The sequence below is a fragment of the Acinetobacter sp. CE-15 genome (assembly GCF_051059255.1).
In the GTDB taxonomy this organism is placed as follows: Bacteria; Pseudomonadota; Gammaproteobacteria; order Pseudomonadales; family Moraxellaceae; genus Acinetobacter; species Acinetobacter guillouiae.
The window spans coordinates 2305376-2325685 of record NZ_CP192737.1; the positions used below are offsets into that span (position 1 = coordinate 2305376).

18 protein-coding genes are annotated in these 20310 nt (G+C 38.4%); 11 read left to right on the forward strand and 7 right to left on the reverse strand.

The features are described 5' to 3' along the window. Window positions 1-14: 14 nt before the first annotated feature. Entirely contained in the window at window positions 15-428 is a 414-nt protein-coding gene (locus ACQ7EO_RS10675) for a RidA family protein (RefSeq protein ID WP_434279570.1), read from the reverse strand. Between the two features lie 405 nt (window positions 429-833). On the opposite strand from ACQ7EO_RS10675, the gene ACQ7EO_RS10680 reads away from it, so the two are divergent. Genes ACQ7EO_RS10680 through ACQ7EO_RS10690 form a run of 3 tightly spaced genes read left to right on the forward strand, consistent with a single transcriptional unit; the run spans window position 834 to window position 5008 of the window. Then, the gene (locus tag ACQ7EO_RS10680; RefSeq protein WP_419311700.1) at window positions 834-2123 is read left to right on the forward strand and encodes a flavin-containing monooxygenase; all 1290 of its coding nucleotides are present in this window, start codon (window positions 834-836) and stop codon (window positions 2121-2123) included. Between the two features lie 52 nt (window positions 2124-2175). Beyond that, window positions 2176-3579, forward strand: a complete 1404-nt coding sequence (locus ACQ7EO_RS10685) for an APC family permease (protein WP_004821635.1) — start codon at window positions 2176-2178, stop codon at window positions 3577-3579. A gap of 28 nt (window positions 3580-3607) precedes the next feature. Next, window positions 3608-5008 carry an aminotransferase gene (locus tag ACQ7EO_RS10690; RefSeq protein ID WP_434279571.1) on the forward strand — a complete coding sequence of 467 codons (1401 nt, stop codon included), beginning with the start codon at window positions 3608-3610 and terminating at the stop codon, window positions 5006-5008. 173 nt (window positions 5009-5181) lie between these two features. On the opposite strand, the gene yddG is transcribed toward ACQ7EO_RS10690, so the two are convergent. Then, entirely contained in the window at window positions 5182-6108 is a 927-nt protein-coding gene (gene yddG, locus ACQ7EO_RS10695) for an aromatic amino acid DMT transporter YddG (RefSeq protein ID WP_234623515.1), read from the reverse strand. Between the two features lie 276 nt (window positions 6109-6384). Here yddG and ACQ7EO_RS10700 point away from each other — a divergent pair, with 276 nt between their 5' ends. The 6 genes from ACQ7EO_RS10700 (at window position 6385) to ACQ7EO_RS10725 (ending at window position 13092) form a co-directional block, all read left to right on the forward strand. After that, a complete protein-coding gene (locus tag ACQ7EO_RS10700; RefSeq protein ID WP_034613146.1) occupies window positions 6385-7023 on the forward strand; it encodes a vWA domain-containing protein in 639 nt (212 codons plus the stop codon). 17 nt (window positions 7024-7040) lie between these two features. Continuing rightward, entirely contained in the window at window positions 7041-7685 is a 645-nt protein-coding gene (locus ACQ7EO_RS10705) for a TerD family protein (RefSeq protein ID WP_151801410.1), read from the forward strand. A 14-nt stretch (window positions 7686-7699) separates the two neighbouring features. Beyond that, window positions 7700-8335, forward strand: a complete 636-nt coding sequence (locus ACQ7EO_RS10710) for a vWA domain-containing protein (RefSeq protein ID WP_434279572.1) — start codon at window positions 7700-7702, stop codon at window positions 8333-8335. A gap of 103 nt (window positions 8336-8438) precedes the next feature. After that, on the forward strand, window positions 8439-9491 hold the full coding sequence (locus ACQ7EO_RS10715; RefSeq protein ID WP_034613144.1) for a TerY-C metal binding domain-containing protein: 1053 nt from the start codon (window positions 8439-8441) through the stop codon (window positions 9489-9491). Between the two features lie 150 nt (window positions 9492-9641). Then, on the forward strand, window positions 9642-11519 hold the full coding sequence (locus ACQ7EO_RS10720) for a protein phosphatase 2C domain-containing protein (protein ID WP_434279573.1): 1878 nt from the start codon (window positions 9642-9644) through the stop codon (window positions 11517-11519). Between the two features lie 43 nt (window positions 11520-11562). After that, complete coding sequence (locus ACQ7EO_RS10725) at window positions 11563-13092, forward strand: helix-hairpin-helix domain-containing protein (protein ID WP_434279574.1); 1530 nt, start codon at window positions 11563-11565, stop codon at window positions 13090-13092. 27 nt (window positions 13093-13119) lie between these two features. On the opposite strand, the gene ACQ7EO_RS10730 is transcribed toward ACQ7EO_RS10725, so the two are convergent. From ACQ7EO_RS10730 to ACQ7EO_RS10750, 5 genes are read right to left on the reverse strand one after another with little or no spacing between them, the layout of a single operon-like run. Then, window positions 13120-14046 carry an HpcH/HpaI aldolase/citrate lyase family protein gene (locus ACQ7EO_RS10730; RefSeq protein WP_004821613.1) on the reverse strand — a complete coding sequence of 309 codons (927 nt, stop codon included), beginning with the start codon at window positions 14044-14046 and terminating at the stop codon, window positions 13120-13122. Beyond that, entirely contained in the window at window positions 14043-15209 is a 1167-nt protein-coding gene (locus ACQ7EO_RS10735; RefSeq protein WP_434279575.1) for a cysteine protease StiP family protein, read from the reverse strand. The genes ACQ7EO_RS10730 and ACQ7EO_RS10735 overlap by 4 nt, the downstream gene beginning before the upstream one ends. After that, the gene (locus tag ACQ7EO_RS10740) at window positions 15202-15981 is read right to left on the reverse strand and encodes an HAD family hydrolase (protein ID WP_434279576.1); all 780 of its coding nucleotides are present in this window, start codon (window positions 15979-15981) and stop codon (window positions 15202-15204) included. The genes ACQ7EO_RS10735 and ACQ7EO_RS10740 overlap by 8 nt, the downstream gene beginning before the upstream one ends. Further along, on the reverse strand, window positions 15971-17092 hold the full coding sequence (locus ACQ7EO_RS10745) for a phosphoribosyltransferase domain-containing protein (RefSeq protein ID WP_434279577.1): 1122 nt from the start codon (window positions 17090-17092) through the stop codon (window positions 15971-15973). Before ACQ7EO_RS10745 ends, ACQ7EO_RS10740 begins: the two co-directional genes overlap by 11 nt. Window positions 17093-17097: 5 nt before the next feature. Next, entirely contained in the window at window positions 17098-18054 is a 957-nt protein-coding gene (locus tag ACQ7EO_RS10750) for an ATP-grasp domain-containing protein (RefSeq protein ID WP_228128950.1), read from the reverse strand. Between the two features lie 366 nt (window positions 18055-18420). Here ACQ7EO_RS10750 and ACQ7EO_RS10755 point away from each other — a divergent pair, with 366 nt between their 5' ends. Together ACQ7EO_RS10755 and ACQ7EO_RS10760 are read left to right on the forward strand one after the other, a co-directional pair. Further along, a complete protein-coding gene (locus tag ACQ7EO_RS10755; protein WP_434279578.1) occupies window positions 18421-19665 on the forward strand; it encodes a TerD family protein in 1245 nt (414 codons plus the stop codon). A 57-nt stretch (window positions 19666-19722) separates the two neighbouring features. After that, the gene (locus ACQ7EO_RS10760) at window positions 19723-20298 is read left to right on the forward strand and encodes a TerD family protein (protein ID WP_004821599.1); all 576 of its coding nucleotides are present in this window, start codon (window positions 19723-19725) and stop codon (window positions 20296-20298) included. Window positions 20299-20310 lie beyond the last annotated feature (12 nt).

Below are 20310 nucleotides of genomic sequence, written 5' to 3' on the forward strand. Positions count from 1 at the left end.
CATCTTGATGGTTTTTAGTCTGGAATAACGGCAATTGCATCAACTTCGACAAGCCATTCTGGACGTGCCAAAGCGGAGACAACGATACCCGTTGAGACAGGGTAAATCCCTTTGAGCCATTTACCGACAACACCATAGACATCTTCACGGAAGCGTGGATCAACGATATATATGGTAATTTTACAAATATCTGCCAATTCTCCCCCAGCTTCTTTGAGTAGCATGTCAATGTTGTACATCGCCTGTTCGGTCTGACCCTTGACATCACCTATCGCAACACTTTCCGATGTATCCAGATTTTGTCCAATTTGACCGCGAAGAAAAACAGTTCGCCCACGTGCAACCACAGCTTGGCATAGGTCATTGTCTAAATTCTGCTCTGGATAAGTTTTCTTGGTATTAAATGTTCGAATACGGGTATGTTTCACAGCTCAATCCTCAGTTAATTATGATGTTTCTCTAGTATGCTTACTTCGTGAGCACTCACAATTTGTGTTTTCCTTTCTAGTAATTTACTTTTTCCGTAGTAATAAAAATAATTTAAAAAGAATTATAGCCTGGCATATATTTTCTATTCATTTCATATGTTTATTGTATGGCTTCAGATTTTTTGATGCATTTGTTTTGGATATTCTATTTTCGCTTTGCTGCTGGGCTCCCTATATTTTTCTTAAATCATGTTTTGCGCAGCTTGAATTATTCATTTTTTGAACAAGAAATCTGCAGCAAACACATACAGCCAAACACATGTGATTGGCAGTAGTTGGTAAATGTCTATTCAGCAAAAGAGTTGTTGTTGCAAGGACGTTCCTCGATCTGACAAGGGAAAAAAGATGAGTTTAGATAAATTAGAAATAGATACTGTTGTGGTTGGTGCTGGTCAAGCTGGAGTCGCGATGAGTGAGCACCTGACAGAGCTTAAAATTCCACATGTGGTATTAGAAAAAAACCGTATTGCAGAAGCTTGGCGTACACGCCGTTGGGATTCTTTGGTAGCGAATGGACCTTGCTGGCACGATCGCTTTCCCAATATGGAATTTGATCTTGATCCAGATAGTTTTGTACATCATGACCAAGTTGCTGAATACTTTGAAAAATATGCCAAGCGCTTTAATGCACCGATTTATAGCAATGTTGAAGTTAAAAGGGTCCAAGCAAATGCGCAAGCTGCGGGTTTTATTGTTGAAACCTCTAAAGGCACTTTAACAGCACAACGTGTTGTTGTAGCAACAGGGCCTTTCCAAAAAGCCATTATTCCTTCGATTGCACCTCAGCAAACGGGTTTATACCAAATTCATTCAGACCAATATAAAAATCCACAACAAATCCCTGAGGGGGCTGTTTTAGTGGTGGGTTCAGGTTCTTCAGGTATTCAAATCGCAGATGAATTAAATCGTGCTGGTAAAAAAGTTTATTTGTCCGTGGGAGCGCATGAACGTCCACCACGTGTTTATCGTCAACGCGATAATGTTTGGTGGCTCGGGGTGTTGGGCGGATGGGATAGCATAAAAACCGATACAGGGCCGTTGAAAGGTTTGGCTGTGAGTGGTGCTCATGGTGGGCATTCCATTGATTTTAGACGTCTCGCACAACAAGGCATCACTTTACTGGGGATGACAATGCAATTTGAAGCTGAGCGGGTTCGTTTTCAAAATGATTTGCAACAGTCATTGGCCGACGGTGATAAAGCGTATTTTGAGTTTTTAGATGCTGCGGATGCCTATGTTCAGCGTACCGGTATAGATTTACCTGAGGAACCAGAAGCTCGGATTGTTTTAGATGATGCTGAATGCATTCAACAACCTATCTTAGAGCTCAATTTAGCCCAAGCAGGGATCACCTCAATAATTTGGGCATCTGGCTTTGGGTTTGATCATAGCTGGTTGGAAGTCAATGCTTTTGATGCAAATGGTCGTCCTAACCATAAGCTTGGTGTTTCAACAGAACCGGGGATTTATTTTATTGGTCTGCCTTATTTATCTGGGCGTGGTTCAAGCTTTATTTGGGGCGTTTGGCATGATGCAAAACGCGTGGCAGGCCACATTGATATTCAACGTCAGTATTTAAAGTATCAAGATAAAACTCAAAGAAATTTAATCAATAAAGAAGAAAAAACCGCATGAAATAAGTTTTTAAATTTCCAGTTTTAATGCCCACTCTAGGAGGGAGGAGCACATGACAGGCAAGAACAATCAGCAAGGAAGTCGTTTAATCGATCAGGCAAAAAAGGTAAATGAAAAACAGTTAACTTTGTTTAATTTAATCGCTATTGCGGTTGGTTTAGTACTATCGCAAGGTGTGATGGTGATTATTTTGCAAGGATTTGGCTTAAGCGGAATAAGTTTTTTTATTCCGTTGATTATCGGATTCTTTTTAGCACTGAGCTATGCGACCTCTTTTGCAGAGTTGGCATTATTAATTCCTAAAAGTGGCAGTATCAGTGATTATAGTCTAGTTGCAACAGGGCATTTACCCGCAATGCTTTCGGTGTTTTGTGGTTATATTTTGGTGGCGATGTTTGCTGTTTCAGCGGAACTGATTTTAATCGATGATGTAATCAAAAAAATATTTAAACTGGATGTTCCCTATTTTGGTATTGGCTTTTTGATTTTATTTATTTCAGTGGGTTTAAATCTGCTGAAAATTGATATCTTCTCCAAAGTTCAAAATACCGTAGCTTTTGTCATGGTGGTTTTATTACTTTTGCTCGGTATATTTGCGATCAGCGGCTGGGTTTATCCGCATACACAAGTGGTTGATTATACAATTACTTTTGATACAAATACCGTGGCACTGGTTGCGTTGGCTTTTTGGGGATTTGTCGGGGTCGAGTTTGTTGTTCCGATGATCGAAGAATCCAAAAATCCCAGTAAAAATATTCCAAGATCGATGTATATCGGTTTAACCACGATTTTTATCACCATTTCTTTATATGGCGTGGGTGCGCTGTATTTCTTACCCCAAGAGCACTTGGTTAATTCTTTGACCCCGCATATTGAATATGCAACGGCGGTATTTGGCCCGACAGGCTTACTCGTTATTGCGATTGGTGCTTTATTTGCCACCTTAAGTACCTTAAATGCGACTTTAGCTGCCTTACCGCGTATGTTGCAGGGCATGGCAAGCAATAAACAAGTGTTATCAATTTTTGCCCGAGTCAATCAGAAGAATAATGTGCCTTGGGTGGGCGTTGTATTTGTTGCTGTCATCATCATGATACCAATGCTGTTCTCACAGAATGAAACCGAAGTGATAAAGGTGCTGTTAACAGCCGCATGTATCTCTTGGTTGATCGCTTATGTGATTGCACATATCAATGTGATTGTGTTGCGTAAACGCTACCCACAGATGGCAAGACCTTATAAAGCACCATTTTATCCATTCCTGCAAATCATTGGCATTATCGGGATGGTACTTACGATTTTCTATGCTGTGCCTACCCCAGATTTGAGAGTCAAAATATTTACTTGGGTCGGAATTGTGATTGGTTTTACCACAATCATCAGTATTCTTTGGATCAAATTGGTGATGAAAAGACAACTCTTTCAACCAGAATCCATCGAAAGTTTGACCAAATAAAAGCAGAATTTTAACAAGGAGTTATCTTATGAAGCAGTTATCAACAACAGAAATTACAGAAGTTTGGAAAAAAGATAAAGATCACCATATTCATCCATGGACTGACTTTGCAACCTTTAAAGATGAAGGTGCCATGATTCTTGCACACGGTGAAGGGTGTTATGTTTTTGATGCTGAAGGCAATAAATATTTGGATGGTATTGGTGGTTTATGGTGCGTCAATGTGGGTTATGGGCGTCAAGAAATTGCCGATGCCATTTCAGAACAGATTATGCAAATTCCTTATTATTCTGCATTTGGTCACCATACTTCGATCCCCGCTGCAAAATTATCTGCAAAACTGGCTGAACTGGCACCTGGAAATTTGAATCATGTACTGTTTGGTTGCGGAGGTTCAGTTGCCAATGATACTGCGGTACGACTCATTCACTTTTATTTCAATCAACTTGGTCAACCAAGCAAGAAAAAATTAATCTCGCGCAAAGATGGTTATCATGGCAGTACCTATATCAGTATGTCATTGACCGGTGTTGAGTTTGACCATATCGGTTTTGATATCGATCGTGAATTGGTCCACCAGATTTCATGCCCAAATCCATACCGTAGAGCGGAAGGTCAAAGCTTAGAAGCGTTCTGCAATGAAAAGGTACAAGAGTTAGAAAATAAAATTTTGGAATTGGGCCCAGAAAATGTCGCTGCGTTTTTTGCAGAACCAATCATGGGTGCTGGCGGTGTTATTGTACCTCCGCCGGGCTATCATAAAAAAGCCCTTGAAGTGTGTCATAAATATGGGGTTTTATATGTGTCCGATGAAGTTGTGACTGCGTTTGGACGCTTAGGGCACTTTTTTGCTTCAGAATCCGAGTTTGATATCGTTCCAGATATTATTACTTGTGCCAAAGGCTTATCTTCAGGCTACTTACCTTTAGGTGCAACGATTATATCTGATGATATCGCAAAAGTGATTGGCAAACCTCAGGCGGATGGAGCGTTATTTACCCATGGATTTACCTATTCAGGTCATCCAGTTTCTTGTGCAGCGGCATTAAAAAATATTGAAATTATCGAACGTGAAAATTTACTGCAACATGTCAATGATGTAGGCCAATATTTTGAAGATCAATTACACACATTGGTGGACTTAGACATTGTCGGTGAGGTTCGTGGTAAGAAGTTTATGATGTGTATTGAAAACTTAGCCAATAAGCAAACCAAGGAACTTTTCCCAAGTTCAGTCAATGTAGGTTCTCGAATTGCCGATTATTGCCAGAAAGATGGGTTAATTATTCGTCCAGTTGGCCATATGAATATCATGTCACCACCCTTAATTTTAAATAAACAACATGTAGACTTTATCGTGACCACATTACGTAAAGCGATTCTGAGTACCACGGCGGATCTTAAACGTGAAGGTTATTTGTCTGGTTAAACTTACAGATAAATCTAAGCAAACAATTTAAGCGATTTATGGCCCTAAACTGAATCCAAAGTAGCGGGGCCATTTACTGAGTTGACCATTCAATATGGATTAAATACAGCTTAAGCTGTTGAATGATTGCTTGGATGGTATTTATTTAAAAATGCTTGCAGATCGGCAAGCATTTAATTTAACACACTGAATAGCTTGTCTTTTAATTGTTGCCAATTTGTCGAAATCCAACACACTAAAGAGCCTGAAGTCACCAAGATCACGCCATACCAAAACTCTGTTGGTAGATTGGTTTGTAAGATAAACATTGAAATCAAAGTTGAAATGACTGGACTAAAATAAGATAAAGTCACCAAAATCGTAATATTGCCTTTGATAATGCCAATATTCCAAGCGGCATAACCCAAAGCCATCACCACTGAAACAATGCCTAATAATCCAATTGTTGTAAGTTCAACTTCTGGAATTGCATTTAGACTCAACCCATGTGACCACAAGTATTTAGTCCACAGCACTATACTGATCGCCACAAAGAAAAAAGAAATTGGATTATGCCCATCACTATATTTTTTGGTAATGACACAATATAAGGACCACAGCGTTGCCCCAACAAATGCCAAAATATAACTGATTGGATTTTCAAGAATATTGGATAAAATATTAGACCAAGTTAAAGCACCTTGCCCGGTTTGAATCAAAATAATCCCACTTAAGCTGATGGCTAAACCGACAATAACAAAGACATTAAATTTAATTTCTTTAAAGAGGATCAGCATCGCAACAGTTAAGCCCGGCCACAGGTAATTGACCAGACTGACTTCTATGGCTTGTTGGGCGGTTTGTGCCAGTGCAATGGCATAAGAAAAACATAATTCATAAATAACAAACAATAAGGTAGAAAAAATCAGATATTTTTTTGAAATTAATTTTAAATTTGGGATTTTAAAAAATATTAATAAAATACACGTGCTCAGTGTATACATCAGCAGCACAGCCAACTCAGCGCCCAAACTAAAACTAATTTTTTTCAATAAACCGACAATGGAAGACCATTGTAAAATGGCACTTAAACCAATCAGGGTTGCGAGATTTTTTGACATATTGGGCTTTAAAATCTGAGGATTCAGATTAAGGTAAGTAATGAAACAATTATAGCTTAGAATTCTGCGATTATTTTTAAAATATCACCCAGCATAAAACAAATAATATGTCAGGATAAGTTCAATTTAAAAACAGCAGATTTAAGCAAAATTTGATATTTGGATAAAAAATTAGGTATTAAAAATGATAAAAAAGCTTTGTTTTTAGTTCAATTTTTTATATAAACATATGCATAAAGATTAAAAATTAACGAGACATTAAACAGAGATAAACAAATGAGAAGATTACCCGTATATTTATTATTAGATACCTCAGGTTCGATGCATGGTGAACCGATTGAAGCCGTTAAAAATGGTGTTGAAATACTGGTTTCCTCACTCAGACAAGATCCTTATGCGCTTGAAACAGCCTATTTATCTATTATTACTTTTGATACTCAAGCCAAACAACTGATTCCCTTAACTGAAATTGCGATGTTTCAACCCCCTCAATTACAGGCAACGGGGACTACACAGTTGGGCGAAGCACTTGGATTACTGGCAGATAAAATTGATCAGGAAGTGCAAAAAACCACACCAGACACCCGTGGTGACTGGAAACCCTTAGTTTTTATTATGACAGATGGTGCACCAACGGATGACTGGACCAAAGGATTTGCAAAACTAAAACAAGCTAAGACGGGGATGATTATTGCTTGTGCTGCGGGACATAATGCAGATAGTAGTATTCTCAAACAAATTACAGAAGTTGTGGTAGAACTTGCAACCGCAGATTCAAACACCATTAAAGCTTTCTTTAAGTGGGTTTCTGCAAGTATTTCTACAGGAAGCCAAAAAGTAGATGCAGGTCAAAAAGAAGTCACAGGTTTAAATGATCTTCCACCACCGCCACCTGAAGTAAATGTGGTTTTATAAAAATAAAGGAAACTAGCATGGCAATTACATTGGCGAAAGGTCAAGGACTCAGCCTTGAAAAATCTAAACATGATTTAGAACGAGTGACGATTGGACTCGGTTGGGATATCACTGAGCAAAAGAAAGGCTTTTTAGGCGGATTATTTTCAGGTGCAAAGAGCGAAGAACACGATCTAGATGTGGTGGCATTTTTATGTGATGCCAGTGGAAAAGTAAAAGATCTGGGCTGGAATGCCGCAGGTCAAGCCACACTCGAAAATAGTGATGTTATCTTTTTTAATAATTTAAAGCATCGTTCAGGACAAATCTGGCTGACTGGAGATAACCGTACGGGTGCTGGTGACGGCGATGATGAGCAAATTATTGTCAAATTAAATAGCTTGGCAGCTGAATATCACAAGATTGTTTTTATTGTGCAAATTTACAATGGTGCAAAAAATAATCAGCATTTTGGTCAGGTGAAAAATGCCTTTATTCGTGCTGTCGATGGTACTGGCAAAGAAATGGTGCGTTTTGATTTATCAGGTATCGGTCAATATGATCAACAACGTTCATTATTATTTGCTGAACTGGTCAGAGAAAATAGTGGTTGGAAATTTAATGCGGTTGGTAATGCATCACCCGCGGATAATTTCGTGGAATGGTTAAAAAAATATAGTTAAAAAATGAGAATATAATGCGCCGTTTACCTGTATATATTTTATTAGATACATCTGGCTCAATGCGTGGAGAGCCAATTCACTCGGTGAATGTGGGCTTGCAGTCGATGCTTAGTGCATTAAGGCAAGATCCTTATGCGCTTGAAAGCGTGTATTTAAGTGTGATCACCTTTGATATTGAAGCAAAAGTTTATTTACCGCTTACCCCTTTGGATCAAGTTCAAATTCCAGATCTAGATGTGCCGAATGTGGGTGCAACATTTATGGGTGCAGCATTGGAATTACTGGCACAAGAAGTACAACAGAATGTGCAGAAAAGTAGCAATGATGTTAAAGGCGATTGGCGCCCGTTATTGTTTTTGATGACAGATGGTTCACCCTCAGATGTCTATGCTTATCAGCAAATCGTTCCCACAATTAAACAGCTTAATTTTGCCACGATTGTCGCTTGTGCTGCGGGGCCAAAAGCGAAAACTGAATCCTTGTTGCAACTGACGGATCAAGCAGTTGTGTTAGACACCATGGACTCAAATAGTTTTGCCAGCTTCTTTAAGTGGGTTTCTGCAAGTGTAGTCGCTGGCAGCAGTAGTGCAGGGGTATCCGATTCAATTTCTTTACCACCACCACCCGCCGAAATTCAGTTGGTTTTATAACTGAAGATTATGTGACGATAAAAATGCTAAATCAAACAGATCAGCGCTTATCTTTTTGATTTAGCTATTTGAATAATATGATAAAAATAATGTAGGTGAAGTTATGCGCCGTTTACCGGTATTTTTTGTTCTTGATTGTTCTGAATCAATGGTCGGGCAGCCGCTTGAATCAGTTCAAGAGGGTGTGGAATTTATTTTAAGCAGTTTAAGAAAAGATCCTTACGCACTTGAAACTGTATATGTTTCAGTGATTGCATATGCAGGGATTGTCAGAACATTGGTCCCTTTAACTGAGTTATTTGCCTTTAATCATTTTAATTTGCCCTTGGGTGGTGGGACACATTTGGGTAAAGCTTTAGATCATTTGGGTCAGGAAATTGATCGTTATGTGATGAAAACCACCAGTGAAGTCAAAGGCGACTGGAAGCCAATGGTCTATATATTTACCGATGGTCGTCCAACCGATGAATATGATCAGGCAATTCAACGTTGGAATGCCAAATATGCGCATAAAGCGACGGTTGTCGCCATTGGTCTAGGTGCAGATGTTGATTTTTCTGTGCTGAGTAAGATCACTGAAAATACTATTTCAATTGATCAGATCAATCAAGAATATGTCAAAGGTTTGTGTAAGTGGATCACAGCCTCTGTAGTGTCACAAAGTATCAGTATTGGTAGCCATCAACAAAAAGATGACCTGTTGCCGATTGATGAGCGTTATATGCGTTTGGCAAAAGATGCATTATCTCTACAAAAAAATAAAGCCGATGATCATTGTGCGATATTTGTCGGTCGCTGCCAAAAGATGAATAAACCTTATATCATCAAATATATACGTAATTTACAGTACAAAGGTCCAGCTGATTTAAATATCAATATCTATAATTTTAAGTTAGATACCTGTAGTGCGATATCTGAGGAGTATTTTACTTGGTCAGATCATAATGCATCCAATAAGCAGATCAATACGGCTGAACTCGATGGTTTCCCTGAATGTCCACATTGTTTTTCTGAGACCGCTTTTGCGGTATGTGGATGCGGTAATTTGATGTGTTATGACGGCTATCGGGAATCTGTGGTTTGCCCGTGGTGTCGTCGACAAATCAGTTTCTCGTCTGGTGATGGAGATTTTGATTTAACCCGTGGGCAAGGTTAGGCTTTATCGGTTGATGTGTTGATACATGATTAAAGCATTGCTGCATTGAACAATATTAAAAATCTATATCGCTTAACGCTTAAGTGCATCGTGATTGGTGAGTGACCAAGTGACCAAGCAAATAGAATAGAAAAATGAGTAGAGGGTAAAATGGACAGTGATGTATGCAAATTAAAGCAAATTTTGGAACAAAATCCTGCTGATTTCAGTGAGGATTTTTCACAATTTTTATTAAGTGATCCACAAAATCTCAAACAACTTTCAAAACTCATCAACGAATTGGAAAAAGTGAAGATAGCTGCACCGCGTTTGAGCAATATTCATGAAGCTGATTTATTGGATAATGCATCTACTACACAGTCTCAGCATGAAACTATAAGCTCGGATACAACCCAAGCCACTGTACAAAAGAATGTTCAAGAGCAAGTCGGTCTTAATCAGCAAACAGAAACCAATCAACACGCTAGAGTTGATGAACACGTCAAGCTTGATGAAAATATTCAACAAAATTGTGCTGAGCCTTTAGTCAATCTGGATCAATTCCACACATCATCTGAAAACACCAACTCAGTTGGAGCAATTTCCGAAACGCAAAATATCACTTTAGATCTTCACACAACATTGCAACTGGCACCAATTCTACAAGTTGAACAGCAAGTTGTTGCAGATCAAGCCGAGCAAACATCAGCCTTTGCAACTGAACCCAATTTAGAAAACAAGCCGACGATTGATTCTGAAAATATAAGTTCAACCCCTGAAATAATATCTTCTGAGACTGAGAAGAATAGATTAGAGATCGAATCTGTGTTTAGACGAAGTAAATATGAAGACATTAAATTTCAGGTTGAAAATGCCCGAGTTGGACAACACTATCAATCTCAAATTTCAGTGATTTCACAACATGATGTCAATCAATTAACGTTCAAATCTGAAAGCTTTAAATTTCCAGATACAAGTTTTTATTTCGATGAAGCCACACAACGTATTCATGGTGAACCACTACAAGCAGATTCAATCGAATTTTCTTTTCAGTTTATCGCTGATGGAGAAACACGCTCCGCCCAGTGTCGGTTGAATATCATTGCAGACCCACGTAGTTTATGGAAAGTCATTGAACCAGAGTCTGGGCAAAAATTTAGCAAGCCACATTTGGATCAAGCCTTGATTGATGCCGTGGACTATAAAATTATCGCTGCAAGTCGTCGTGGCCGTTCACATGAACATGCAGGCTTATTTAGAGATGACGATTTTTCTATTACCTTAATCGACAATACACCTTGGTCGGTTTTAACTGTGGCAGATGGTGCAGGCAGTGCGCAATACTCCAGAGAAGGCTCTCGAATTGCGGTAGAGATTGTTGAAAATGAGTTTAAAAACTATTTAAACCCACACACGGTTGAAAGCCTGATTGCTGATTTAGAAAAGTGGGAAGTGAGCAGTCAGGATGCTGAAACTGTTGCAGTTGCCAAAAAGTTAAATGAGCAGTTTCATCATGTATATTATGAAATTTATAAATCAATTATTAACCAAATCAAATTACAAGCAGAGCAGATTGGGGCAAATACTAAAGATTTTTCAACCACATTGCTGGTTGCGGTCGTATGTAAATTAGCTGACAAAACCTTTATCAGCGCATTCTCAGTTGGAGACGGTGCAATCGCAGTATATAGCGAGGACAATGTGCGCCTGATGAATGTTCCAGATGGTGGTGAATATGCAGGACAGACCAAGTTTCTAGATCTGAGTATTGCAACAGAATTTCCAAACCGTTTAAAAATAGGCTGCTTTAAAGATACTCATGCGATTATGTTGATGACAGATGGTATTTCAGATCCAAAATTTGAAACAGATTCTGGCTTATCCAACTTTGACAAATGGCAAAGTTTATACCGTGAACTGGATCCGTTGCTACAGGATGAAGCAGCTGATACTGCGTTGTTGGAATGGATGCATTTCTTTACAGCTGGGCATCATGACGATCGTACCATGGCCGTATTATGGAATAAGCATTCAACAATATCTGTATAAATAATATCTAAGTATTTGAAAAATATAGTGTAAGGTGGCAAGTATGTCAGCAAAAATTATTAAATGTACCACCGTTGATGGACGTGAAATAGAATTTGTAGATGAAATTATCGGTTCAGGTGCAATGAAAGATGTATATTTTTCACCTGATCGTAGCTATGTGGTGTGCTTTTTCAGTAAAGAAAAAAATAAGTTTTATGATTCTAAAGCCACCTTTGAGCAGCAAAAAGATCGTTTAAAAGAAATTGTAGGCAATAAATGGCAAAGTATCTTTAATGGGATTGGTGGGGACTATTGGAAAAATATTTTCTGTTGGCCCGACGGTTTAGTTGAATATAATAATTTGCTTGGGATTACCGCCCCAACCTATAGAAAACAATTTTTCTTTGAATATGGTTCAAAAAATAATGATTTTCTGCAAATCAAAGGCAAAGAAAAAGAAGGGAAATGGTTTGCAAGTGCAAATAACCAAAACAGATTTCTCGACGACAAAGAAAAAGGCACTTGGCTAAATTACCTTAAAATAGGAATTCTAATTTCTCGCGCAGTACGCCGTATGCATGCTGCGGGTTTGGCCCATTCAGATTTATCTTATAAAAATATTTTGGTCGATCCTGTTTCTGGGAGTGCCAGCGTTATCGATGTTGATGGTTTGGTGGTACCAGGAAAATACCCACCTGATGTTGTCGGTACTCCTGATTTTATTGCGCCAGAAGTGGTACGCACCAGTCATTTATCCAAGGATAATCCCGATCGTTATTTACCCAGTATTGCAACAGATAAACATGCTTTGGCGGTATTGATTTATATGTATTTGCTCTATCGACATCCGTTACGTGGTGGAAAAATTCATGATATGAATGATCCGCAAAAGGATGAAACGCTGGGAATGGGTGAAAAAGCGCTGTTTATTGAACACCCAACAGATCATAGTAATCAGGTGAAACCGACTCAACTTAAAGTCAGTCAGCAACCGTGGGGGGATCCTGCAAAAGTACCATTTACAGTGACTGGACCGTATTTGTCTGAGCTCTTTATCAAAAGCTTTGTCGACGGTTTACATGATCCTGCCAAGCGCCCCTCAGCCAACGACTGGGAAACAGCTTTGGTTAAAACAGTGGATTTGATTCAGCCGTGTCATAATCACCGTTGTGGTCAAAAGTGGTATGTCTTTGATAATTCCACTAAACCTGAGTGCCCATTTTGCCATACGCCGTTTAAAGGTAAATTACCTATTCTCAATTTATACTCAGCACGGCAGCAAGGTAATTTTAGACCCGATAATCATCGTTTAATGGTGTGGACAGGCCAATCTATTTACGCATGGCATACCAATAATATGATTGCACCGAATGAACGCTTGACTGCAGAACAGACCAAGCGAAAAGGCTATTTCGTCTTACATAATGATGTATGGTGGTTGGTCAATGAAGATATGCCTGATCTTACCGATGTTGCCAATAAAACGCAGATTCCGATTGGCGGTAAAATTGAATTAAAAGATGGTGTTCAAATTTTATTTTCTAAACAAGATGGCGGTCGTTTAGCTGTAGTACAAATGGTTGAAGCATAATTTGCTGCTTCAACCTCTAATCAAGGCTTATACCACCAATATTTTGTCATGTGTTGAACACGATGATTTGACCAAACCAAAAGTTTTATATCTAAGTAAAATCATTTCAGCCCAGTTTTTATGGGTTGCAGGTTCGATCATTGAACCATGACATTTAAATACACTTTTAGCATCGTGGGCTAAGATTAACTGAGCCTCATGAAACTCTTCTGGTTGAACTTGTAAGGCATGATGAATATGACCAATTTGAGCAGGATGAATTGCCGTTTTGGTATAAATTCCATTATTCATGTCTTGTTCCAGCTCTTGCATCAATAACTGTGTATTTTCAAAATGTTCACAGACGGGTGAACTCAGCTGAAAACCATTGGGAATAAATAATCCCGCCAATTGTGAAATCAAAATGCCCACAGGCGTTTGATAAATCGTGGTGTTTTTGGGTCTACGCAGATTTAAACAGGACAAGAGGTCATTGCCACCAATTCTTAAACATAATGTTTTATGAAAGTCATATTTAAGGGCTTGGTAAAGTTCAATATTGTGTGCCACATCAAAGATTTCTTTGGTTTCAAGTGTCGGCATATATTGCAAATTGGCAGGTAATACATTCATCCAATTTTTTAAATTAAATACATTAAACTTAGGTAAAATCATGCCATTAAATGTTTGATTTAGATCCCAGTCGACAATGTGCTTTGCCATTTCCATATTTCTTGGGCGGATAAAAATGGCAGGGGCTTTTAAACTGGGTTCATCCAGTCGTCTTTGCAATAAATGTTTTAAATTCACCATCGCCGTTTGAACATCTGATTCGAGTACAGCATCTTCAAGGCATACCGCAATTGATTTAATCTGCGGAAATTTAATTCCTTGGGTAACTTCCCACAATTGTTCATGTGTTGCTGGAATATACATGGTCGCGCCAAGTTCAATGGCGTGTAAAAGTGGCTTCATTTGTTCTTCTCTACTTTTTTTATCAATGTTGCTGCGTGATAAGGACCTAATTTTGTTCCCAGAATATCGACTGGAATATTTCGCTCACGTGCAAAGTGCAATAATAATTGTACATGAGGATTAGATTCGTCTTTTAATAAGATTCGCTCAGGTACGCGTCTTAAAACTGCACGGGTTGCTTCAGCAATACTGGGTTTTATATGGTTAATATTTTGAATCGCATATTGTGCTGCAATCCAGTCAATCGTTTCTGCACATTGCTGCTGTTGTACTAAACGAATTTGATTGTTCCAGTTCACCTGTTTATCCGTTGGGTTTTGTTCAATCAACAGTCGTATTTTCTCAATAAAATTAACAGAAAGGTCATAAGGTTTTAACTGATCATAGATCAAACAACTATGCCATTTTTGTGTCTGGTAGCAATTGTTTCGGGCATCTTGCTGTTCTATGCTTTCTTTCAAAATCGTCCGAGAAGTCAGCCCAGAGATCACTGAACCCAATATCCCAAATGGAATCAACCAATCATCTGTACTGGCACTTAACCAAGAATAACCACCCAAATCAGACAGGGTAACTAAACGCGGGATCTGCCAATTTTTATCAAAGAGCTCAGGAATGTCTTGTAGATTTTTTGTGAGTTCTTTGCATATCGCGCCTTTACCTGTCCAGCCATCTACAAAAACGATATTTTCAGCACCATGTTGTTCAATAATCGCTTGCAGTGCAGCAAAGTCGACACCACGATCACGAATAATACTAATACCATAGTGATAGCAAGACTGATGCTTTTCAAGGTAATGCTTAAGTAAAACACCTAAAGGAACACCAGCACGAACCAAGCTCACCAAAACAATCTCTTGTTTGGGAAAACGTTGCATCAAACTGTTGCCAATTTTCTGAACTTCTTGGGCAAGGCGCTGTGCACCTTGTTCAAAGGCATGCTGATAATGTTGCATCTGTTCATCCGTTGGTGGATGTTCAGCACTGATCATTTGTGAATAGTGCATTTTTCCTGACTGGATCAGATATTCTTTTTCTTCAACTGCAGTGGGTTGAATATCATCAATCTGCATCAAAAAAGTGACATCTTCGGAACGATATGAACCGTGAAAGCCAAGTTCGCTCAAGATTGGATTGAGTGGTGTAATCAATGCATTAGACATGACCTAAATATCCTTTAGTGTCAAAATCATGGCTTAAATGGGTATTGAGAAACTTATCCAACTGACTGCTTTTCGGCATTCCAAACCAATCACAACAGCTGAGGAATCCGGCATCCGATAGACTATCGCCCCAACCTAAAATAATACGTTCCCGTTGCGGATCATGTTTTTGAATATAAAACTCAACCGCGCTTTGTTTGCTGACATGATGTGGAATAATCGCCAGATTATTGCCATTGATATGGATATAGCACTGTTCCAGTAGCGGTTTAGGTAATTTCTCAACAAGCCGATCTAAAAATAACGCACCAGCTTGCTGTTGCTTCGCAACAGCATAAATACTCAGTTCATTTTCAACTAAAGTCCAAGTTCTGACTTCACCCAAATCTTTGGCATAGTCATGCAAAGCTTCTGGCAAGTCAGTTAATATGCCATTGAGTTGAATTTCATGTTGTTTTTGAAGATCAAACCAGTCAGTATCCACAGCTAAATTTTGATCCAGAATCGTGCCACCATGGGAACAAATCGCACCATATTGAAAGGGGATTTGTACACGTTTAAAGCCTTCAACTGAGCGAGCAGTCACAGGCACAACTTCAGCAGATTCAAGCAACCAATTCAAAAAAGACTGCTGTTTTGGACTCATATATGAAAGCGGTTGTCCTGAAACATCTGTAGTCACCATTTGATGTTGTGGAGTCGGTTGCTGTTTTCGATAAGTTTGAAATAAAGTGTCATCCAAGTCGACAAAGACTAAAGGTTTAGGGTTCATAACTGATCACTTCCAAATTTTTAATTTGTTCAAACAAGCTTGGGTCTACGCTATCTTGGTGTGTTTCAATCACCAAAAGCACCCGATCAAATTCTTGATGTTTTACGTTATAAGCAAAGTTTTGGATATTTAACCCATAATTATCATGAAACTGGCAAATACTTTTTATCGCATGTCCTTGCATGATCGGTGAACGTGTTGTTGAACTAAAGTAAGTTTCAGCACCTTGTTGTTCCAACTGTTCTGCAATAAGAAAAGGGATCCAACTAAACTCACCTGAACCCAGTACAAGTATTTTTTCGCCTGGATGATTAATGTGAATATGTTCCCATGGCGTACATTCTAAATAACCTGGCTCACGTCCCCAATTATTTGGTGCAATAATTTTCTGTGCATGTTGCTCAGTGGAGCTGACATTGGGCATATTAATCTGAATATTGTGCTGATTCGCTTGCCACTGCCAATTCCCTTGCAATAATGAAACCACTTCCACAGGGATATCAAGCTCATCCGTTGCAAGACTGTGCTCAGCCCAGTTCACCAACGTGACCAAGATCACGCGTTCAACTTGCTGCAAGCCGGAATTGGTTAAGCTGTTGATCAGATTTTTAAAGGTTTTTCCTGTTGAAATTTCATCATCAACTAAAATCAAAGTCTTTGAATCAATCACTTGCTGATGTTTGGCTAAATCATGACTACTTAGAATAAACTGATCCTGAGCATGGCTATGTTCTTCTAGAAAAAGCCCCAACGTGGGTAAAGTCGATACAGGGTGTCGTGTTGTCGTTAAGAAAATCGCATTTTTGCCATGTTGTTTTTTTAATTCACGATAAACACCAGCACCTAAACCGACGGCTGTTTCGGCCATACCAATGACACAGATTGACCCAGCCAAATCTGTAGGTACTAAACTGGCTAAATCGCTATAGCTACGCTGCATGACAGAGGGTGCAACAGGAATATGTTTCCCCAATACTTTGGAAACAAATAAAAATGCTCTTTTAGGATTAATTCTTTCTGCAAAATCTAATAAATCATCTAAAGCCCAGTGGCTATGTTGTTGGTTAACTTGAACAGTGATTCGCCCACGACTTAAATCTATATGCTTCATCTATATTACAAATCCAATTTTATACTATGGGCAATCGGTAAAGCTTTAACAGGCGATTGTTGCGGTGCTCGAACTAAGTTCAAATTTAATTTTTCAGCAATCAGTTCGGCAATTAAATTGACTCCCGTATGTTGTGTATAAGCAAAACCACCAGCAGGGCGTGGATTAATCTCAAGAATATGCCATTGCAAGCTTTCATCTTGTTTAAATTGGATGTTAATTAGTCCATCACATTGAAAATAATCGACTAAATCTATACAAATTTGATGACAAGGATGTTGCAAAAAACACTCTTGAAAATAAACATGTTTGATTCTGGTTACTTGAGCAATGATCTTTCCTTGACTACAAGCAATATCAACTGAACATTCTTGCCCAGCCAAATAAGGCATAATCAGATATTCAACAGGCTCTTCCTGTTGATTATATGCCTCTATAAATTGCTGGGTATTACATTTGGTTGGTGAGCTAAAGTTTTTAAAGTACGACACATGATTCTGTAAACGGACAAAACCTGCACCATAAACCCCATAAACAGGCTTAGCGCAGATCTCACTATGTTGTAGCTGCAATGTTTCAATAGATCTTTTCAGCGTTTCTGTGGAATTTGCTAATAACGCTGGAATGACAGATAAATTTTGCGCTTCGCAATGTAAGGTAAACTGGTATTTATTGTTCATCAACTCATGCTGTTCTGAGCTGAGTGTACCAGTAATCAACTGAATAGCATGTTGTTCAAATTGGGCTCTAAACGGCTCAATATGTTGGCTGTGCTTTCCACAGAAGAGCAGTTGAATATTATGTTCAATACATTGTTCTAATAACCATTCAGCGCTCTTTGAAATAGCAGGTTGCTGAAGATAAACATCAGCACTTAAGGCAAGTTCGGGGCGATTACGGCTATGAGAACAAAATATAGTCAGTTGTTTTGATATATTAGAACTTTTCAGTAATTGAATCATATCATTTTGACAGGAATAACACTCGGCGATCCAAATTTTATATTGCTGTAGCACGGCTAATTTAATCTCAAATTTTTATAAAGAATAACGAAGTTTTTAAAGCGATTAATCTGATGCGCTGGAAAATATAACAATTCCCCGTAGTGATACAATATTTAATTTTAATATTTTGTAAAAGTAATCAAACACCAAGAAAAAAAACACTGAAACACTTGAGATTAGTCATTTTTATGGTAAAACATAACACATCTATTTTTATTTGTTTTTTATAAAGAAAGTTAATTTAAAAAAACTTCATTTGAATAACATATGATTTTAAACTCATTTTATCAAAAAGCGATAATATATCTATAAAGTGGAGGGTTTATGCAGCTGGTTGCTGGTGGAAATATTCAAATACCTGCTCAGGATATTGAAATTTGTATTAAAACAGGTTTTTCTTCTGAGATTGAATTAGATGTTACTGCGTATTTACTGGCCCAAGGCACGCTTAAAGTGCGTGGTGATCAGGACATGATTTTTTATGGGCAACGTCAAACATCCAATCAAAGTGTGGTTTTGCTAGAATCGTCATCTAAGAATCCAAATCTCACCAAATTAAAAATCAATACTGCACGTCTAGATGCACAAATTCAAAAAATCGCCATTTGTGTCACGATCAATGAACCAAACACTATTGGAAATATTGTTCCGATTGATATTGAGCTTTATGTAGCACAACAGCGTATTGCGACTGCACATTTGGACACTCGCAATAGAACTGAAAAAGCCTTAATCCTTGCCGAGATTTATTTACATAACAACCAATGGAAGTTTCGCTTTGTTGGCCAAGGATTTAATGGTGGATTAAAGTCATTGGCAGAAAACTTTGGTGTTGTGATTGCCGATGAAGTGAAAAACACTACACCTACACCTACACCTACACCTACACCTACACCTACACCTACACCTACACCTACACCTACACCTACACCTATACCTATACCTACAAATTCAAATATTAATTTGTCTAAAATCAGACTAGATAAAAACAATTCAACCATCAATTTAAGCAAAAAAGGCAATGGTTTTGGGAAAATCTCAGTCAATTTAAACTGGAATAAAAGCCAGCCCAAATCCCAATCATTTTTTCAGAAACTATCGGGTTCAAGTGCAATAGATCTGGATCTTGGTGCGATGGTACAACTTAAAAATGGTGAAATTGATTTAGTGCAACCGCTGGGCAATCGTTTTGGTCGTTTTGAGATCAAACCATTTATTCAGCTTGATGGCGATGATCGTACGGGTTCATCTGTACAAGGTGAAAATCTACATATCAATGGTAATCAGTGGGATCAAATTGAACGCATTGTGATTTATGCTTATATTTATCAGGGTGCTGCGCAATGGGCTGCAACAGATGGTGTGGTCACCATCAAGATCCCAGACCAACCTGAAATTGAAGTTCATTTGACGGATGGTAATCAATTGACAACATGTTCTATTGTAGAATTAAAGAATAACAATGGCACTATACAAGCCAACCGAGAAGTTCGTTATTTTAAAGATCAAAAATATTTAGATGAACATTATGGTTTCGGTTTCCGATGGACACATGGTTCTAAAAATTAATCGACTGCATATATTTAAACAATCAATGCACACTGCAATAAAGTAGAGGAAATATAAATGGCAATTTCATTAAACAAAGGTGGCAACTTATCTTTAAGCAAAACTGACCCAAGTTTAAACCAAGTTTTGGTCGGCTTAGGTTGGGATGCGCGTGCAACTGACGGAACAGATTTTGACTTAGATGCTTCGGCATTTTTATTAAGTGAAAGCGGTAAAGTCCGTGGTGAACATGATTTCATTTTCTATAACCAAACCCGTTCACCTGAAGGTTCTGTTGAACATACAGGCGATAACCGTACAGGTGCGGGTGATGGTGATGATGAAGCGGTTCGTATTAATCTGGCGAAAGTACCTGCAGATGTTCAAAAGATTGCGATTACAGTTACCATTCATGAAGGCGAAAGTCGCGGTCAAAATTTTGGTCAAGTTCAAAATGCGTTTATTCGTGTGGTAAATGATCAAAGCAATACTGAAATTGTTCGTTTCGATTTGAATGAAGATTATTCAACAGAAACTGCCATGATTTTTGGTGAATTATATCGCCACAATGGTGAGTGGAAGTTTCGAGCTGTAGGACAGGGTTATGCTGGCGGTTTAAGCGCAATGTGCCAACAGTTCGGTATAAGCATCTAATATAAGAGTTCA

What these genes read in the sequence shown, in the direction of transcription:
- ACQ7EO_RS10705 (WP_151801410.1), top strand. Translation starts at nt 7,041, where the DNA reads ATGGCAATTACATTGGCGAAAGGTCAAGGACTCAGCCTTGAAAAATCT.
- ACQ7EO_RS10750 (WP_228128950.1), bottom strand. Translation starts at nt 18,054, where the DNA reads ATGATTCAATTACTGAAAAGTTCTAATATATCAAAACAACTGACTATA.
- ACQ7EO_RS10690 (WP_434279571.1), top strand. Translation starts at nt 3,608, where the DNA reads ATGAAGCAGTTATCAACAACAGAAATTACAGAAGTTTGGAAAAAAGAT.
- yddG (WP_234623515.1), bottom strand. Translation starts at nt 6,108, where the DNA reads ATGTCAAAAAATCTCGCAACCCTGATTGGTTTAAGTGCCATTTTACAA.
- ACQ7EO_RS10700 (WP_034613146.1), top strand. Translation starts at nt 6,385, where the DNA reads ATGAGAAGATTACCCGTATATTTATTATTAGATACCTCAGGTTCGATG.
- ACQ7EO_RS10720 (WP_434279573.1), top strand. Translation starts at nt 9,642, where the DNA reads ATGGACAGTGATGTATGCAAATTAAAGCAAATTTTGGAACAAAATCCT.
- ACQ7EO_RS10735 (WP_434279575.1), bottom strand. Translation starts at nt 15,209, where the DNA reads ATGTCTAATGCATTGATTACACCACTCAATCCAATCTTGAGCGAACTT.
- ACQ7EO_RS10715 (WP_034613144.1), top strand. Translation starts at nt 8,439, where the DNA reads ATGCGCCGTTTACCGGTATTTTTTGTTCTTGATTGTTCTGAATCAATG.
- ACQ7EO_RS10745 (WP_434279577.1), bottom strand. Translation starts at nt 17,092, where the DNA reads ATGAAGCATATAGATTTAAGTCGTGGGCGAATCACTGTTCAAGTTAAC.
- ACQ7EO_RS10740 (WP_434279576.1), bottom strand. Translation starts at nt 15,981, where the DNA reads ATGAACCCTAAACCTTTAGTCTTTGTCGACTTGGATGACACTTTATTT.
- ACQ7EO_RS10710 (WP_434279572.1), top strand. Translation starts at nt 7,700, where the DNA reads ATGCGCCGTTTACCTGTATATATTTTATTAGATACATCTGGCTCAATG.
- ACQ7EO_RS10755 (WP_434279578.1), top strand. Translation starts at nt 18,421, where the DNA reads ATGCAGCTGGTTGCTGGTGGAAATATTCAAATACCTGCTCAGGATATT.
- ACQ7EO_RS10760 (WP_004821599.1), top strand. Translation starts at nt 19,723, where the DNA reads ATGGCAATTTCATTAAACAAAGGTGGCAACTTATCTTTAAGCAAAACT.
- ACQ7EO_RS10725 (WP_434279574.1), top strand. Translation starts at nt 11,563, where the DNA reads ATGTCAGCAAAAATTATTAAATGTACCACCGTTGATGGACGTGAAATA.
- ACQ7EO_RS10730 (WP_004821613.1), bottom strand. Translation starts at nt 14,046, where the DNA reads ATGAAGCCACTTTTACACGCCATTGAACTTGGCGCGACCATGTATATT.
- ACQ7EO_RS10680 (WP_419311700.1), top strand. Translation starts at nt 834, where the DNA reads ATGAGTTTAGATAAATTAGAAATAGATACTGTTGTGGTTGGTGCTGGT.
- ACQ7EO_RS10685 (WP_004821635.1), top strand. Translation starts at nt 2,176, where the DNA reads ATGACAGGCAAGAACAATCAGCAAGGAAGTCGTTTAATCGATCAGGCA.